The organism is Streptomyces sp. NPDC006332 (assembly GCF_040612855.1).
GTDB lineage: Bacteria > Actinomycetota > Actinomycetes > Streptomycetales > Streptomycetaceae > Streptomyces.
The window spans coordinates 181,905-196,619 of record NZ_JBEXRA010000008.1 but is presented as its reverse complement, the minus strand read 5'-3'; the positions used below and the strand labels follow the sequence as shown (position 1 = coordinate 196,619).

Annotated in this window: 15 protein-coding genes; 10 read left to right on the top strand and 5 right to left on the bottom strand. The window is 70.8% G+C overall.

Going from position 1 to position 14,715, the window contains the following annotated elements:
- Window positions 1–192 precede the first annotated feature (192 nt).
- Window positions 193–1,812, bottom strand: a complete 1,620-nt coding sequence (locus ABZ027_RS10570) for an MFS transporter (protein WP_356766471.1) — start codon at window positions 1,810–1,812, stop codon at window positions 193–195.
- 145 nt (window positions 1,813–1,957) lie between these two features.
- On the opposite strand from ABZ027_RS10570, the gene ABZ027_RS10565 reads away from it, so the two are divergent.
- The 3 genes from ABZ027_RS10565 to ABZ027_RS10555 all read left to right on the top strand — a co-directional run bounded on the left by ABZ027_RS10565 (window position 1,958) and on the right by ABZ027_RS10555 (window position 4,824).
- Window positions 1,958–2,599, top strand: coding sequence for a TetR family transcriptional regulator (locus ABZ027_RS10565; protein ID WP_356766469.1), 642 nt, complete (start codon window positions 1,958–1,960; stop codon window positions 2,597–2,599).
- Window positions 2,600–2,688: 89 nt separating this feature from the next.
- Window positions 2,689–3,906 (top strand): alpha/beta hydrolase, encoded by a 1,218-nt coding sequence (locus ABZ027_RS10560; RefSeq protein ID WP_356766467.1) that lies wholly within the window; start codon window positions 2,689–2,691, stop codon window positions 3,904–3,906.
- Window positions 3,907–3,963: 57 nt separating this feature from the next.
- Window positions 3,964–4,824 carry a DUF4429 domain-containing protein gene (locus tag ABZ027_RS10555; protein ID WP_356766525.1) on the top strand — a complete coding sequence of 287 codons (861 nt, stop codon included), beginning with the start codon at window positions 3,964–3,966 and terminating at the stop codon, window positions 4,822–4,824.
- A 60-nt stretch (window positions 4,825–4,884) separates the two neighbouring features.
- On the opposite strand, the gene ABZ027_RS10550 is transcribed toward ABZ027_RS10555, so the two are convergent.
- Together ABZ027_RS10550 and ABZ027_RS10545 are read right to left on the bottom strand one after the other, a co-directional pair.
- Window positions 4,885–5,901 carry an aldo/keto reductase gene (locus ABZ027_RS10550; protein WP_356766465.1) on the bottom strand — a complete coding sequence of 339 codons (1,017 nt, stop codon included), beginning with the start codon at window positions 5,899–5,901 and terminating at the stop codon, window positions 4,885–4,887.
- Window positions 5,901–6,362 carry a MerR family transcriptional regulator gene (locus ABZ027_RS10545; RefSeq protein ID WP_356766463.1) on the bottom strand — a complete coding sequence of 154 codons (462 nt, stop codon included), beginning with the start codon at window positions 6,360–6,362 and terminating at the stop codon, window positions 5,901–5,903. The genes ABZ027_RS10550 and ABZ027_RS10545 overlap by 1 nt, the downstream gene beginning before the upstream one ends.
- Before the next feature lie 98 nt (window positions 6,363–6,460).
- On the opposite strand from ABZ027_RS10545, the gene ABZ027_RS10540 reads away from it, so the two are divergent.
- Entirely contained in the window at window positions 6,461–6,934 is a 474-nt protein-coding gene (locus ABZ027_RS10540; protein WP_356766461.1) for a GNAT family N-acetyltransferase, read from the top strand.
- Window positions 6,935–6,953: 19 nt separating this feature from the next.
- Window positions 6,954–7,769, top strand: coding sequence for a serine hydrolase domain-containing protein (locus ABZ027_RS10535; protein WP_356766459.1), 816 nt, complete (start codon window positions 6,954–6,956; stop codon window positions 7,767–7,769).
- 32 nt (window positions 7,770–7,801) lie between these two features.
- Here the strand turns inward: ABZ027_RS10535 and ABZ027_RS10530 are convergent, their stop codons facing one another.
- Window positions 7,802–8,452: a pirin family protein gene (locus tag ABZ027_RS10530; RefSeq protein ID WP_356766457.1), complete on the bottom strand. Its 651-nt coding sequence runs from the start codon at window positions 8,450–8,452 to the stop codon at window positions 7,802–7,804.
- A 191-nt stretch (window positions 8,453–8,643) separates the two neighbouring features.
- Between ABZ027_RS10530 and fasR the strand changes: the two genes are divergently transcribed.
- From fasR to fabF, 5 genes are all read left to right on the top strand, one after another.
- Window positions 8,644–9,846: a fatty acid biosynthesis transcriptional regulator FasR gene (gene fasR / locus ABZ027_RS10525; RefSeq protein WP_356766455.1), complete on the top strand. Its 1,203-nt coding sequence runs from the start codon at window positions 8,644–8,646 to the stop codon at window positions 9,844–9,846.
- Window positions 9,847–9,935: 89 nt separating this feature from the next.
- A complete protein-coding gene (locus ABZ027_RS10520; protein ID WP_356766453.1) occupies window positions 9,936–10,892 on the top strand; it encodes an ACP S-malonyltransferase in 957 nt (318 codons plus the stop codon).
- A gap of 17 nt (window positions 10,893–10,909) precedes the next feature.
- The gene (locus tag ABZ027_RS10515; RefSeq protein WP_356766451.1) at window positions 10,910–11,941 is read left to right on the top strand and encodes a ketoacyl-ACP synthase III; all 1,032 of its coding nucleotides are present in this window, start codon (window positions 10,910–10,912) and stop codon (window positions 11,939–11,941) included.
- Between the two features lie 81 nt (window positions 11,942–12,022).
- Window positions 12,023–12,271 (top strand): acyl carrier protein, encoded by a 249-nt coding sequence (locus ABZ027_RS10510; protein WP_200715295.1) that lies wholly within the window; start codon window positions 12,023–12,025, stop codon window positions 12,269–12,271.
- 98 nt (window positions 12,272–12,369) lie between these two features.
- The gene (fabF, locus tag ABZ027_RS10505) at window positions 12,370–13,650 is read left to right on the top strand and encodes a beta-ketoacyl-ACP synthase II (RefSeq protein WP_356766449.1); all 1,281 of its coding nucleotides are present in this window, start codon (window positions 12,370–12,372) and stop codon (window positions 13,648–13,650) included.
- Window positions 13,651–13,983: 333 nt separating this feature from the next.
- Here the strand turns inward: fabF and ABZ027_RS10500 are convergent, their stop codons facing one another.
- Window positions 13,984–14,478, bottom strand: coding sequence for a DUF3145 domain-containing protein (locus ABZ027_RS10500; protein WP_356766447.1), 495 nt, complete (start codon window positions 14,476–14,478; stop codon window positions 13,984–13,986).
- Between the last annotated feature and the right edge of the window lie 237 nt (window positions 14,479–14,715).

Below are 14,715 nucleotides of genomic sequence, written 5' to 3'. Positions count from 1 at the left end.
CACCGGTCCCCCTCCTCGCCGTACGAACTCCCCGGACTTGCCGGGGGAACTTGCCGTAAGCGAGGGCTTGACCACTGTGACGTGTGGTGCGTATCGGGTGGGAGGAATCTTTAGCGTTGTCACCCTGATAGGGGAACTCCGCCTGTTCCTCCCCCCGTTCGCCTCCCCCTTCGGCGGGGTCGGCGCCCCGCGTCAGATGTGTCCGACGCCCGCGCCCGCCTCCGCGTTCGCGCCGCGCTTGGTGAGCAGCGCGACCAGGACGGCGACCACCGCGACCCCGGCGGCGACCAGGGACGCCAGGCTCATGCCGGAGATGAAGGTGTCGTGCGCGACGTCGGCGATCTTCGCGGCGACGGCCTCCGGCGTGTTCGGTGCGACCGGTGCCACACCGACCTGGACCGCCTCCTTGGCCTGGTCCAACTGGGCCGGGGCGAGCGGCGGAAGACCCGCGTCCTTCCAGTTGCCCGCGAGGTCGCTGTCGACCTTGGAGGCCATCACGGCACCGAGGACGGCGGTACCGAGGCTGCCGCCGATCTGCATCGCGGCCTGCTGGAGACCACCGGCGACGCCGGACAGCTCCATCGGGGCGTTGCCGACGATGACCTCGGTGGCGCCGACCATGACGGGCGCGAGGCCGAGGCCCAGCAGGGCGAACCAGAGGGACATCACGGCGCTGCCGGTGTCCGTCTCCAGCGTGGACATGCCGTACATGGCGATGGCGGTGGCCGCCATGCCGCCGGCCAGCGGGACCCGCGGGCCCAGCTTGGTGATCATCGCGCCGGCCAGCGGGGAGCCGACGATCATCATCCCGGTGAGCGGGAGCAGATGGAGCCCGGCGTCGATGGGGCTCATCCCGTGCACGTTCTGCAGGTAGAACGTCACGAAGAACAGGCCGCCCATGAAGGCGATCGCCATCAGCACCATCAGCACGACACCCGCCGACAGCGGGACCGAGCGGAACAGCGCCAGCGGGATCAGCGGCTCCTTGACCTTCGTCTCCCAGAAGGCGAACAGGGCGAAGCCGACCACGGACACCGCGATGAAGGCCCAGGTCTTGCCGTCCCCCCAGCCCCAGGCCGGGGCCTTGATGAGGGCCCAGACGAGGCAGAACATCGCGCCGGACAGCAGCCCGATGCCGAGCAGGTCGAAGGAGCGGGGCGCGTTCTCCGCGCGGTGGTCGAGCAGGATCATCACGCCGAGGACCACGGCGAGGAGGCCGACCGGCACGTTGATGAAGAACACCGACTGCCAGTTGACGTGCTCGACCAGCACACCGCCGAGGATCGGGCCGCCGGCGGTGGAGGCGCCGATGACCATGCCCCAGATGCCGATGGCCATGTTGAGCTTCTCGGCCGGGAAGGTCGCCCGCAGCAGACCGAGCGCGGCCGGCATCAGCAGCGCGCCGAACAGGCCCTGCAGGACGCGGAAGGTGACGACCAGCGCGATGCTGCTGGACAGCCCGATGGCGCCGGAGGCGGCCGCGAAGCCCACCACGCCGATCAGGAAGGTCTGCCGGTGGCCGAAGCGGTCACCGAGCTTGCCCGCGGTGATCAGGGAGACCGCGAGGGCGAGGAAGTAGCCGTTGGTGATCCACTGGACGTCGGCGAAGCTCGCCTTGAGGTCGCTCTGGATGGCGGGGTTGGCGATGGCGACGATGGTGCCGTCGAGGGCCACCATCATGACCCCGACCGCGACGGTTATGAGGGTGAACCAGGGATGTCCACGCAACCCGGTGGCGGGGGCCCCGCCCGACGGGGACGTCGATGACTCGTCCCCCGGCCCCGTCTTGTCGATGGTGGTCTGACTAGTCATGCGTTCGAGATTAATGACAGCCACTGACAATTGACAAACTGATTCATAAGTCGGTAACTGTCAGGACACCCGCACATAGTCTGAACTGGGCAGACGGTTCGACGGACCATGCGGCGGGGTTGGAAACGCCGGGAAGGAGAGGCTCATGAAGACGGCGTCACGGCCGGGTTTGCGCGAGCGCAAGAAGCAGCGCACTCGGGACGCACTCGTGCGGGCCGCCCTGGAGCTGTTCACGACCCGGGGGTACGACGGCACCACCGTCGACGACATCGCCGACGCCGTCGAGGTCTCGCAGCGCACCTTCTTCCGCTACTTCGCCGGCAAGGAGGAGGCCGCCCTCGCCCTGACCGAGATGACGGTGGCGCAGTTGATCGAGTCGGTGCGCGCGCGCCCGCCGCACGAGGCCCCGGTGCAGGCGCTGCGCCAGGCCGTCCTGGAGGGGTGGGACACCCTCAACGACATCGTGGCCGAGGTCGTCCCCGTCGAGCTCTACCTGCGGATGTACCGGGTGATCGAGTCGACGCCCGTCCTGCTCGCCGCCTATCTGCGCCGCTCCGACGAGGCAGAGGAGGAGATCGCGCGGGTGCTCGCCGCGCGCGAGGGCCTCGATGTCGAGGCGGATCCACGCCCGCGCCTCGCGGTGGCCGTGTTCAGTGGCGTGATGCGCGTCACGGGACGACAGTGGAGCACCGGCGAGGACTTCAGCCTGGAGGCGATCAGGGAACTGACGGTGCGTTACCTCGAGCACGTGGGACCGGCGCTGACGGGAAACTGGCGGACGGGGTGACCTGCCCCGATAACACCCCTTTTGGGCAAACGTGATTCACGCCACTTGGTTAACGCGATACCGTCTCGTTCTCCTAGTGTGTCCTTTCAGTGACTTCCTTCGACACCTCCCCGCAACTGAACGTCTGGCGCGCACTGCTCGCGTTGGCCGTGGTGTTCGTGATGCTGGCGACCACCGGCTGGACCGCTCTGCGCACCCAGCGGGGCAGCACCGCCCTCCAGGCTTCACTCTCCGAGTGGGAGCACGGCCGCCTGCGCGGACACCCGCTGCCCGACCCGGACACCGCCCCCGGACGCCTCGCCCGGTTCTTCGCCTCCCTGACCGCCCAGGAGCGCGGCACCCTCGCCGGCCGCTACCCGCTCGCGGTCGGCAACATGAACGGCGCGCCGGTCGAGCTGCGCTACCGCGCCAACCGGATCGCGCTCGGTCAGGCCCGCAAGGTCGAGCGTAAACGCATGCACGACCCCCGGCTGACCCCGAACGGGCAGCAGGACGCCGGTCGGCGCATGCATCGCTACGAGTCGTTGATGACCACGGACCGCCACATCCTGGCCTTCGACCCCGGCGGCTCGGGCCGGGTCGCCGAGGTGTTCGGGAACCTGACCAGGGCCGAGCGGGTCTCCGTCGTCGTCCCCGGCGTCGACACCGACCTGCTGACCTTCCAGCGCACCAGCCGCCGGTACTCCGCGCCCGTCGGCATGGCCAAGGCCCTTTACAAGGCCGAGCGCACGGCGAGCCCGTCGACGCGTACGGCGGTCATCGCCTGGGCCGACTACACCGCGCCCGCCGGGATCGGCATCGACTCCGCCACCGCGATGCGCGCGGCGGACGGGGCGGTCCGGCTGAACGCGCTGGTGCGAGGCCTGCCCGGCAGCTCCCCCGTCTCCCTGTTCTGCCACAGCTACGGCTCGGTGGTGTGCGGTCTGGCCGCGCGCGCCCTGCCGGACCGGGTGGCCGACATCGCGGTGGCGGGCAGCCCCGGGATGCGCGTCGCGAACGCCTCCCACCTGCGCACCTCCGCACAGGTGTGGGCGATGCGGGACGCCGACGACTGGGTCCAGGACGTGCCGTACATGGAGGTCGGCGGGTTCGGCCACGGTGCCGACCCGATGTCCTCCGCGTTCGGCGCCCGGGTGCTGTCGGCGCGCGGCGCGGACGGGCACAGCGGGTACTTCGTGCCCGGCACGGAGAGCCTCGCGAACTTCGCCGAGATCGGCATTGGCGCGTACCGCACGGTGCACTGCGCGGGCGATACGGAAGCATGCCGGACGGGTTTGTCCGGTACGACGACGGCCGGACGCGCGTAGCGGCGCAGGAATCGCGGTCTGCGCGGAGAGGGGACGGAAGAGCTCGTGCCGCATACGATGAGCCGCATGGGTGACGTACTGGCCGGATTTCATGCCGCCTGGGAGTTCGAGTCCGACTCCGTGCTCATCCGTTACGAACGGGGGATACGAACACCCAAGTTGTTCCAGGCGTTGGGGGAACGGCGGATCCCGCTGGCGGCGCTCGCCGGGGTGACGCTCACCCCCGGCAGACGCGGCACGGTCGTCCTGCGGGCCGAACCACGCCCCGGCGCCGACCCGTTGATGGAGGCGGCCGCGGGACAGCTCAAGGACAGCTGCGATCCGTACCGGCTGGTGCTGCCCATCCAGCGCGAGACGCTCGCCGAGTACTACGCCGACGAGTTGCGGGCGCGGCTGACCGGAGCGGACGACGGGCCGACCGAGCGGTTCCTGGTGCCGGCGCCCGAGGCGCCCTTGCAGTTCAAGGCGTACGACGCGAAGGCGTCCTTCGACGGCCGGACCGTGCGCTTCCGCTGGTTCTGGACGGGCGCGTCGTCGGCCAAGTGGAAGGCCGGGGACCAGAGTTTCCCGGTCGCCGAGCTGACGGACGTCGAGTGGCGCTCCCCCGAGGTGCTCGAAGGGCACCTCCGGCTGCTGCGCGGTGAGGCGTCGCCGACGCAGGCCGACCAGGACCCGGCGGCCGTGGTCTTCGGGCTCGGATACGGGCCGGTGCACGAGTCGTTGCCGTTCGCCGCGGCGGTGCTGGCGGCCGTGCGCAACCGCTCGGCGGGGGTGGCGGTCCCGGCCGTGGCCGCGCCGCGCAAGGACCCCGCCGACATCGCCGAGCGGATTCGTCACCTCGGGGAACTGCACCAGGCGGGTCTGGTGACGGACGAGGAGTTCTCCGTGAAGAAGGCGGAACTGCTGGCGGAGCTTTAGGCCCGGTGGTTCGCACCACGCCGGGCGCCCACGGACAGCTCCGCCCCCTTCAGGGGATGGCTACTCCCGGCCCGCGGAAGTGAACGACATGTCCGCGTAGCGGTTGCCCGCCACCTTGGCCGCGATCGGCTCCAGGAGCGCCAACTCCTCCTCGGTGAGCCTGATGTCCACCGCCGTCACGTTCTCCTCGATCCGGCTGACCTTGCGGGTGCCCGGGATCGGGATCACCGGCAGGTCGTGCACCGCCGCCTGCTGCTGGACCCAGGCCAGGGCGATCTGGCCGAGGGAGGCGCCCCGGGCCTCGGCGACGGCGCGCAGCGGCTCCAGGAGGGCCTGGTTGGCGGCCGCGTTCTCACCGGTGAAGCGGGGCTGCTGGCGACGGAAGTCGCCGGTGGTGAGGTCCTGGTCGGCGTTGGCGAAGGACCCCGTGAGGAAACCGCGGCCCAGCGGGGAGTACGGCACCAGGGCCACGCCCAGCTCCCGGGTGGCCGGCACGACCTGCGCCTCGATGTCCCGGCTGAACAGCGACCACTCCGACTGCAGCGCGGCGATCGGGTGGACGGCGTGCGCGGTCCGCAGCTCCACGGCCGTGACCTCGCTCAGGCCCAGGTGCTTGACCTTGCCCTCGCGCACCAGCTCCGCCATGACACCGACGGTCTCCTCGATCGGCACGTTCACATCGCGCCGGTGCATGTAGTAGAGGTCGATGACATCGACGTCCAGGCGCTGCAGGCTCGCCTCGACGGCCTGGCGGATGTAGGGCGCGTCGTTGCGGATGATGCGGCGGGTCGGGTCGTCCGGGGGGATCGCCAGGGCGAACTTGGTGGCTATCACGACCTCGTCGCGGTGCGCCTTGAAGAACGGGGAGAGGAATCGTTCGTTCTCGCCCGCGCCGTAGGCGTCCGCCGTGTCGTACAGGGTCACACCGAGTTCCAGGGCCCGCTCCAGGGTGGCCCGGGCCTCCCCCGCGTCCGTGGGGCCGTACCCGAAGCTCATGCCCATGCAGCCCAGGCCCTGCACGCCCACCTCGGGGCCGTCGTCGCCGAGCCGTGCCGCGGGGATCTTGCCGTTGGTCATCAGGACCTCTCCGACGCCAGGGCCCGCCCGGCGTCCGCGTAGAAACCGATCTTCCGGTCGAGGACCGCGAGCGTGTCCTGAAGTTCCGCGATCCGGGCGAGGACGTCCTCGCGGGTCGCCTTCAGCAGCTCGAAGCGGTCCCCATAGGTGTGGTCACCCTCGCGCACCAGCTCGGCGTAGCGCACCATGTCCGCCACCGGCATGCCGGTCAACCGCAGCTTGCCGACGAGGTCGAGCCAGTCGAGGTCGCGGTTGCTGTAGCGGCGCTGACCGGTGTGCGAACGGTCGATGTGCGGCATCAGGCCGATCCGCTCGTACCAGCGCAGGGTGTGCGCGGTCAGGCCGGTGATCGCGACGACCTCGCTGATCGTGTAGCTGTCCTGGCCTGCCGGACGCCTGCGGGAGTGTGGCGGGGCGGCGCAGCTCTCGGTCGTGGTACCCGTGGTCTCCATCACCGTCATGGCCTCAACGCTATGGCCTTGGAGTGCACTCCAAGCAAGCGGAACCGGTAAGAAAATCGGCAGGACGCGGCGGGGCCGCGGTGACTAGCGTGCCGGACATGAGTCTCGTACGTCGTGCCACGGCCGAGGACGCCGGGGAAGTGCTGCGCCTGCGTCAGGTGATGATCGATTCGATGTCCGGTCCGGACGCCGGGGACACCGGGTGGCACGCGGAGGGCCTGCCGGCCCTGCGCGTGCGACTGGCGGAGCCCGAGGGGGACTTCGCGGCCTTCGTCGTCGACCACCCGGAGCGGCCGGGGGCGCTGGCGGCGCTGGTCGCCGGGACCCTCGACTACCGGATCGGCAAGCCGGGCAACCCGCGCGGGGTCGGCGGATACGTCTTCAGCGTCGCCACCGACCCGGACGCGCGCCGTCGGGGGTACGCGCGCGCCTGCATGGAGGAGTTGCTCGCCTGGTTCCGCGAGCGCGGCGCCGGGCAGGTGCTGCTGACCGCGTCCAAGGAGGCCGAGCCGTTGTACGCCGCCCTCGGCTTCGTGCGCAAGCCGGACCCCGCGATGGGTCTGCGGCTCTGAGCCGTTTAGTGTCGTCCGCATGTCCTTGCAGAGCCTCGCGTTGATCGAGAACTGGCCGGTTCCCACCGCCGCGGCGGCCGTCGTCCGCGCCGACGGGACGCTGCTGGGCTCCCACGGCCCGGCCGGGCACCGCTTCCCGCTGGCCTCGGTCACCAAGCCGCTCGCGGCCTACGCCGCCCTCGTCGCGTACGAGGAAGGGGCCGTCGAGTTCGAGGAGCCGGCCGGGCCGCCCGGGGCCACGGTGCGGCATCTGCTCGCGCACGCCTCGGGGCTGGCCTTCGACGAGCACCGGGTGACGGCCCCGCCCGGGGAGCGGCGGCTGTACTCCAACGCCGGGTTCGAGCAACTCGGGGAGCACATCGCGAAGGCCACCGACATCCCGTTCGCCGAGTATCTGCGGCAGGCGGTGCTGGAGCCTCTGGGGATGACGTCCACGTCACTGGAGGGCTCTCCGGCCAAGGACGGCGTGTCCACGGTGGAGGACCTCGCACGGTTCGCGGCGGAGGTGCAGGCACCCCGGCTGCTCGATCCGCGCACCGTCGCCGAGGCGATGACCGTCCAGTACCCGGGCACGAAGGGTGTACTGCCGGGGTACGGACACCAGAACCCGAACGACTGGGGGCTCGGCTTCGAGATCCGCGACGGCAAGTCGCCGCACTGGACGGGGTCCTCGTCCTCCCCGCGCACCTTCGGGCACTTCGGCCAGTCGGGAACGTTCCTGTGGATCGACCCGGACGCGGGGGCGGCGTGCGTCGCGCTGACCGACCGCGCATTCGGGCCGTGGGCGGTCGAGGCGTGGCCGGCGTTCACGGACGCGGTGCTCGCCGAGCTGTGAGCGCCGGGCCCAGGCCCGGCCCAGGAACCGCCCTAGGACATCTCCCACAGCAGCAGCTCCGCGCCGCTGATCGCCACCGCCTCCAGATCCTTCGCGTCCGTGATCCGCGCAGCGTCGCCCGGGCCCAACTCCGCGCCGTCCAGGCTCACTTCGCCGTGCACCACATGCACGTAGACATACGCCCCGTCCGGCACCGCCGTCCGCTCCCCCGCGCCCAGGCGCCGTACGTGCAGCATCGCGCCCGCTTCCGGGACGGCGTACGGGGTGGAGTCCGCGATGCCGTGGACGATCTCGTAGGCCGGGTCGCCGCCCGGCTTCAGTGGGGCCAGCCACATCTGGACGAAGGTCAGGGGAGCCGGGCCGTCGTTGCGTTCGACGTGCCGGACGCCGCCGGCGGAGCTGAGGCGCTGGACGTCGCCGGGACGCACGACCGTCTCGTGGCCGGCCGAGTCCCGGTGGGTCAGCTCACCGCCGACCACCCAGGTGACGATCTCGGTGTGGCTGTGCGGGTGCTCGTCGAAGCCGGCGCCGGGGGCGAGGCGCTCCTCGTTGCAGGCGATCAGCGCGCCGAAGCGGAGGTTGTCGGGGTCGTAGTGCGGGCCGAAGGAGAAGGCGTGCAGCGACTCGATGCCGGCCCCGGGATCGCCGCCTCGATAACGCTCCGTCGCGTGCCGTACGTCCATCACCGCACCACCTTGACATGCTCCCCGGGCCGAAGCCGGGATTCCGGCCGTACGAACCGGCCATACCGACGGTCGCCGGGAACATCCGTTCGCCGGCTCACCGCTGCACGCGGCGCGGCGCAGGAGGCCTCATGGCCCTCACCGGCACCCGGCGACGCACACTCCCGTCCCGATAAGGCAGTCTTGTCCACGTGCCCGAACCAGAGACCCGCCGCCCCGACGCCGCCCCACCCGCCCACTCGCACCCCGCGACCCTGAAGCGGCTGGAGAAGTCGTCCGGCAGTCTCGCCGCGCAGGCGATCGCGCGCATGGACGAGACGCTGCCCTGGTATCGGGCGATGCCCCCGGAGAACCGTTCCTGGATCGGGCTGGTGGCCCAGGCCGGTATCGCCGCGTTCACCGAGTGGTTCCGGCACCCGGACGCGCCGCAGGCCATCTCCACCGACGTCTTCGGGACCGCGCCGCGCGAGCTGACCAGGGCCATCACCCTGCGCCAGACCGTCGAGATGGTACGCACCACGATCGAGGTCATGGAGACCGCGATCGACGAGGTCGCGGCCCCGGGCGACGAGTCCGTGCTGCGTGAGGCGCTGCTGGTGTACGCCCGCGAGATCGCCTTCGCGACGGCCCAGGTGTACGCGCAGGCCGCCGAGGCGCGTGGTGCCTGGGACGCCCGGCTGGAGTCGCTCGTGGTGAACGCCGTGCTGAGCGGCGAGGCCGACGAGGGCGCGGTGTCCCGGGCCGCCGCACTGGGCTGGAACTCGCCCGAGCACGTGTGCGTGGTGCTGGGCCCGGCGCCCGACGGTGACAGCGAACTGACCGTCGAGGCCATCCGGCGGGCCGCCCGGCATGCCAAGCTCCAGGTCCTCACCGGCGTGCTCGGCGCCCGGCTGGTGGTGATCGCGGGCGGCAGCGACAACCCCCTCGCCGTGGCCAAGTCGCTGATCGGGCCTTATGCGCCGGGCCCGGTCGTGGCGGGGCCGGTGGTGTCCGATCTGCTCGCCGCGACCCGGTCCGCGCAGGCCGCCGCCGCCGGGCTCAGGGCGTGTTCCGCCTGGCAGGACGCCCCGCGGCCGGTTCTGGCGGACGATCTGCTTCCGGAACGCGCGATGGCCGGAGACCCGGGCGCGCGCGAGCAGTTGGTGGAGGAGATCTACAGACCACTGGAGGAGGCGGGGTCGGCGCTCCTGGAGACGCTCTCCGTCTATCTGGAACAGGCGAGCAGTCTCGAAGGTGCCGCTCGTATGCTCTTCGTTCATCCCAATACCGTGCGCTACCGGCTCCGACGTGTGACTGACGTCACCGGATGGTCACCCTCCGATGTACGGTCGGCGTTCACGTTGCGTATCGCGCTCATCCTGGGGCGTCTCGCCGACGGTGATCCCCAGCTCTAGACTTTTGTCGGGGGCCCACAAAACCCCCTCGTGTTCTTCGTCCCTGTCCCCACGGGCGGTCGTGGCCGTCCACAAGAGAGAGTGTGAGAGTGCTCGTACTCGTCGCTCCCGGCCAAGGCGCCCAGACGCCCGGCTTCCTGACTCCCTGGCTCGAACTCCCCGGTGTCCGCGGCGCCCTCGAGGCGTGGTCCGACGCCGTGCAGCTCGACCTGATCCGCTACGGCACCGAGGGCGACGCGGACGAGATCCGCGACACCGCGGTGGCGCAGCCGCTGCTGGTCGCGGCCGGGCTGGCCTCCGCGGCCATGCTCTTCGACGACCCGGCGGACCTGCCCCGCAAGCTCGGCGCCATCGCCGGGCACAGCGTCGGCGAACTGACCGCGGCCGCCCTCGCCGAGGTGCTCCCGGCCGAGGAGACCCTCCGTCTGGTCCGCGCCCGTGGCCTGGCCATGGCCGAGGCCGCCGCCGTGACCGAGACCGGCATGTCCGCGCTGCTCGGCGGCGACCCCGAGGTGAGCGTCGCGCACCTGGAGAAGCTGGGCCTGACCCCGGCGAACGTCAACGGCGCCGGCCAGATCGTGGCCGCGGGCACGCTGGAGCAGCTCGCCGCGCTGAACGAGGACAAGCCCGAGGGCGTCCGCAAGGTGGTCCCGCTCAAGGTGGCCGGCGCCTTCCACACGCACCACATGGTTCCCGCCGTCGACGCGCTGGCGAAGGCCGCCGAGTCCCTGACGCCCGCCGACCCGAAGGTCACGTACGTCTCGAACAAGGACGGGCGGGCCGTCACCTCCGGCTCCGAGGTCGTGGCGCGCCTGGTCGGCCAGGTCGCCAACCCGGTCCGCTGGGACCTGTGCATGGAGACCTTCAAGGAACTCGGCGTGACCGCGCTGATCGAGGTGTGTCCCGGCGGCACGCTGACCGGTCTCGCCAAGCGGGCGCTGCCCGGTGTCCAGACGCTGGCGCTCAAGACCCCCGACGACCTCGACGCCGCTCGCGCGCTCATCGCGGCGACTGCTGCACCTGCCGCTGACGCGGCGGGCGCCTGACAAGGAGCCAGGAGAGCATGTCGAAGATCAAGCCCAGCAAGGGCGCCCCGTACGCGCGCATCCTCGGAGTGGGCGGTTACCGTCCCGTCCGGGTCGTGCCGAACGAGGTGATCCTCGAGACGATCGACTCCTCCGACGAGTGGATCCGCTCGCGCTCCGGCATCGAGACGCGGCACTGGGCGAACGCCGAGGAGACCGTCGCCGCGATGTCGATCGAGGCGTCCGGCAAGGCGATCGCCGACGCCGGGATCTCCGCCGAGCAGATCGGCGGCGTGATCGTATCGACCGTCTCGCACTTCAAGCAGACCCCGGCCGTCGCCACCGAGATCGCCGACAAGCTCGGCACCGACAAGGCCGCCGCCTTCGACATCTCGGCCGGCTGCGCGGGCTTCGGCTACGGCCTGACCCTCGCCAAGGGCATGGTCGTCGAGGGTTCCGCGGAGTACGTCCTCGTCATCGGCGTGGAGCGGCTCAGCGACCTCACCGACCTGGAGGACCGTGCCACGGCCTTCCTGTTCGGCGACGGCGCGGGCGCGGTCGTGGTCGGTCCCTCCGACGAACCGCACATCGGTCCGACGGTGTGGGGTTCCGAGGGCGACAAGTCCGAGACGATCAAGCAGACGATCCCGTGGAACGAGTTCCAGATCGGCGACGTCTCCAAGCTCCCGCTGGACAGCAAGGGCAACGTCAAGTTCCCCGCGATCACGCAGGAGGGCCAGGCGGTCTTCCGCTGGGCCGTGTTCGAGATGGCGAAGGTCGCCCAGCAGGCGCTGGACGCGGCCGGGATCAGCCCGAGCGAGCTGGACGTCTTCATTCCGCACCAGGCCAACGAGCGCATCATCGACTCGATGGTGAAGACTCTCAAGCTGCCGGAGCATGTCACGGTCGCCCGTGACGTGCGCACCACCGGCAACACCTCGGCCGCCTCGATTCCGCTCGCTATGGAGCGGCTCCTGGCGACCGGCGAGGCGAAGAGCGGCGACACCGCACTCGTCATCGGATTCGGGGCGGGTCTCGTCTACGCCGCCACTGTCGTTACCCTCCCCTAGGCACTGCGTGCCGGATCATCAGGTCCGGTACGGAGTCCGAACAGCCAACACCCTCTGGAAAACAACGAAGGAGCGCCCGACATGGCCGCCACTCAGGAAGAGATCGTCGCCGGTCTCGCCGACATCGTGAACGAGATCGCCGGCATCCCGGTTGAGGACGTCCAGCTGGACAAGTCCTTCACCGACGACCTGGACGTCGACTCGCTGTCCATGGTCGAGGTCGTCGTCGCCGCCGAGGAGCGCTTCGACGTCAAGATCCCCGACGAGGACGTCAAGAACCTCAAGACCGTCGGTGACGCGACCGACTACATCCTCAAGAACCAGGCCTGATCCTCAGGCCGGTCGCCTGCCCCGCCACCCGGCGGTGGCGCCGTATGTCCCCGCATCGTCGGGGGTAGTCCTCCCGATCCGTTGGAGAAAGAATTCCCGTGAGCCCGACCAATCGCACCGTGGTCGTCACCGGTATCGGCGCAACCACACCGCTGGGTGGCGACGCAGCTTCCACGTGGGAGGGGTTGGTCGCCGGCAAGTCCGGCGTCAAGCCCCTTGAGCAGGAGTGGGCCGCCGACCAGGCGGTCCGCATCGCCGCGCAGATCGCCGTCGAGCCGACCGAGGTCATCCCTCGGCCGCAGGCCCGCCGCCTGGACCGTTCGGCGCAGTTCGCGCTGATCGCGGCCAAGGAGGCGTGGGCGGACGCCGGCTTCACCGGCAAGGCAGGTGAGGACGGGTCTGACGGGGCGGTCGACGCCGACCGGCTCGGCGCCGTCATCGCCTCCGGCATCGGTGGCGTGACGACCCTGCTCGACCAGTACGACGTGCTGAAGGAGAAGGGCGTCCGCCGCGTCTCCCCGCACACCGTCCCCATGCTGATGCCGAACAGCCCCTCGGCCAACGTGGGCCTGCTCGTGGGCGCCCGGGCGGGCGTGCACACGCCGGTCTCCGCCTGCGCCTCGGGTGCCGAGGCCATCGGCTATGCCATCGAGATGATCCGCACCGGCCGTGCCGACGTCGTCGTCGCGGGCGGCACGGAGGCGGCGATCCACCCGCTGCCGATCGCCGCGTTCGGCAACATGATGGCGATGTCCAAGAACAACGACGACCCCGAGGGCGCCTCGCGTCCCTACGACACCGCCCGTGACGGCTTCGTCATGGGCGAGGGTGCCGGTGTGATCGTCCTGGAGTCCGCCGAGCACGCCGCCAAGCGCGGTGCCCGGGTGTACGCCGAGGCGGTCGGGCAGGGCATCTCCGCCGACGCCCACGACATCGTGCAGCCCGAGCCGGAGGGCCGTGGCATCTCGAAGGCCCTGCAGAACCTGCTGGAGCGCACCGACCTGAACCCGGCGGAGATCGTGCACGTCAACGCGCACGCGACCTCCACGCCGGCCGGTGACGTGGCCGAGCTGAAGGCGCTGCGCAAGGTGTTCGGCGACGACGCGGACCACATTGCGGTCTCCGCGACCAAGTCGATGACCGGTCACCTGCTGGGTGGCGCGGGCGGTGTGGAGTCGGTGGCGACGGTCCTCGCCCTGTACCACCGGGTGGCTCCGCCGACCATCAACGTGGAGAACCTCGACCCGGAGGCGGAGGCCAGCGCGGACATCGTGCGCGGTGAGGCTCGCAAGCTGCCGGTGGAGGGCCGTATCGCCGCGCTGAACGATTCGTTCGGGTTCGGCGGGCACAACGTGGTGCTGGCGTTCCGTTCGGTGTGACAGTGCCCTTCGGTCTGACAGTGCCGTGAACGGCGAATGGCCCGGTCTCCCAGGGGAGATCGGGCCATTCGCCGTTCTGGTGTCTGTCGGATGCCGGGTGCGGGCCGTGGGGGGTGTTCGCGCAGTTCCCCGCGCCCCTAGGTGCGTTCTGTCGGATGCCGGGTGCGGGCCGTAGGGGGTGTTCGCGCAGTTCCCCGCGCCCCTAGGTGCGTTCTGTCGGATGCCGGGTGCGGGCCGTAGGGGGTGTTCGCGCAGTTCCCCGCGCCCCTAGGTGCGTTCTGTCGGATGCCGGGTGCGGGCCGTGGGGGGTGTTCGCGCAGTTCCCCGCGCCCCTTAAACGACCTGGTGGAGCCATCGCACGGGGGCGCCCTCGCCTGCGTACCTGAAGGGCTCCAGTTCGTCGTCCCAGGGCTTGCCCAGCAGCTTGGCGATCTCCGCCTCCAGATCCGTCTCGCCGTGCTGAGACCGTGTCAGCGCGGCGCGCAGGCGGTCCTCCGGGATCAGGATGTCGCCGTGGATGCCGGTGACGGCGTGGAAGATGCCGAGTTCGGGGGTGCAGCTGTAGCGCTCGCCCTCGGCGGTGGCGCAGGGCTCCGCGGTGACCTCGAAGCGCAGCAGGTGCCATCCTCTGAGCGCGGACGCCAGTTTGGAGGCCGTGCCGACCTCGGCCTGCCAGGAGAACTCCGAGCGCCAGGTGCCGGGCGCGGCGGGCTGCCGGATCCAGTCGAGGTTGACGCGTGTGCCGAGCACCCCGGCGACAGCCCACTCGACGTGCGGGCACAGCGCGCGCGGCGCGGAGTGCACGTACAGAACTCCACGTGTCGTCACCGGGACCTCCGGGCAGAGCGGGATCTTGCGAACTGGCGGACGGCAGTCAGTGGCGGGCAGCCACGTTGATGGCGAGGCTACCGTGCGGGGGCGCAAGGAGTGTGACGTACTGTCCGTCCCGATGCCCGGAAACGCCCGCCATTCACCCGGCAGGACGCTAGTACGGGTGCGAACCGTTGCGTGCCGCCCCTCGGGAACTCCCACGCGTTGTTATGGACGGACGACGTTTTCCACCAT

Bases quoted from the DNA above. Each gene is read 5' to 3' on its own strand.
- ABZ027_RS10570 (WP_356766471.1), bottom strand. From the start codon at position 1,812: ATGACTAGTCAGACCACCATCGACAAGACGGGGCCGGGGGACGAGTCA.
- ABZ027_RS10565 (WP_356766469.1), top strand. From the start codon at position 1,958: ATGAAGACGGCGTCACGGCCGGGTTTGCGCGAGCGCAAGAAGCAGCGC.
- ABZ027_RS10555 (WP_356766525.1), top strand. From the start codon at position 3,964: ATGAGCCGCATGGGTGACGTACTGGCCGGATTTCATGCCGCCTGGGAG.
- ABZ027_RS10550 (WP_356766465.1), bottom strand. From the start codon at position 5,901: ATGACCAACGGCAAGATCCCCGCGGCACGGCTCGGCGACGACGGCCCC.
- ABZ027_RS10545 (WP_356766463.1), bottom strand. From the start codon at position 6,362: ATGACGGTGATGGAGACCACGGGTACCACGACCGAGAGCTGCGCCGCC.
- ABZ027_RS10540 (WP_356766461.1), top strand. From the start codon at position 6,461: ATGAGTCTCGTACGTCGTGCCACGGCCGAGGACGCCGGGGAAGTGCTG.
- ABZ027_RS10535 (WP_356766459.1), top strand. From the start codon at position 6,954: ATGTCCTTGCAGAGCCTCGCGTTGATCGAGAACTGGCCGGTTCCCACC.
- ABZ027_RS10530 (WP_356766457.1), bottom strand. From the start codon at position 8,452: ATGGACGTACGGCACGCGACGGAGCGTTATCGAGGCGGCGATCCCGGG.
- ABZ027_RS10515 (WP_356766451.1), top strand. From the start codon at position 10,910: ATGTCGAAGATCAAGCCCAGCAAGGGCGCCCCGTACGCGCGCATCCTC.
- ABZ027_RS10510 (WP_200715295.1), top strand. From the start codon at position 12,023: ATGGCCGCCACTCAGGAAGAGATCGTCGCCGGTCTCGCCGACATCGTG.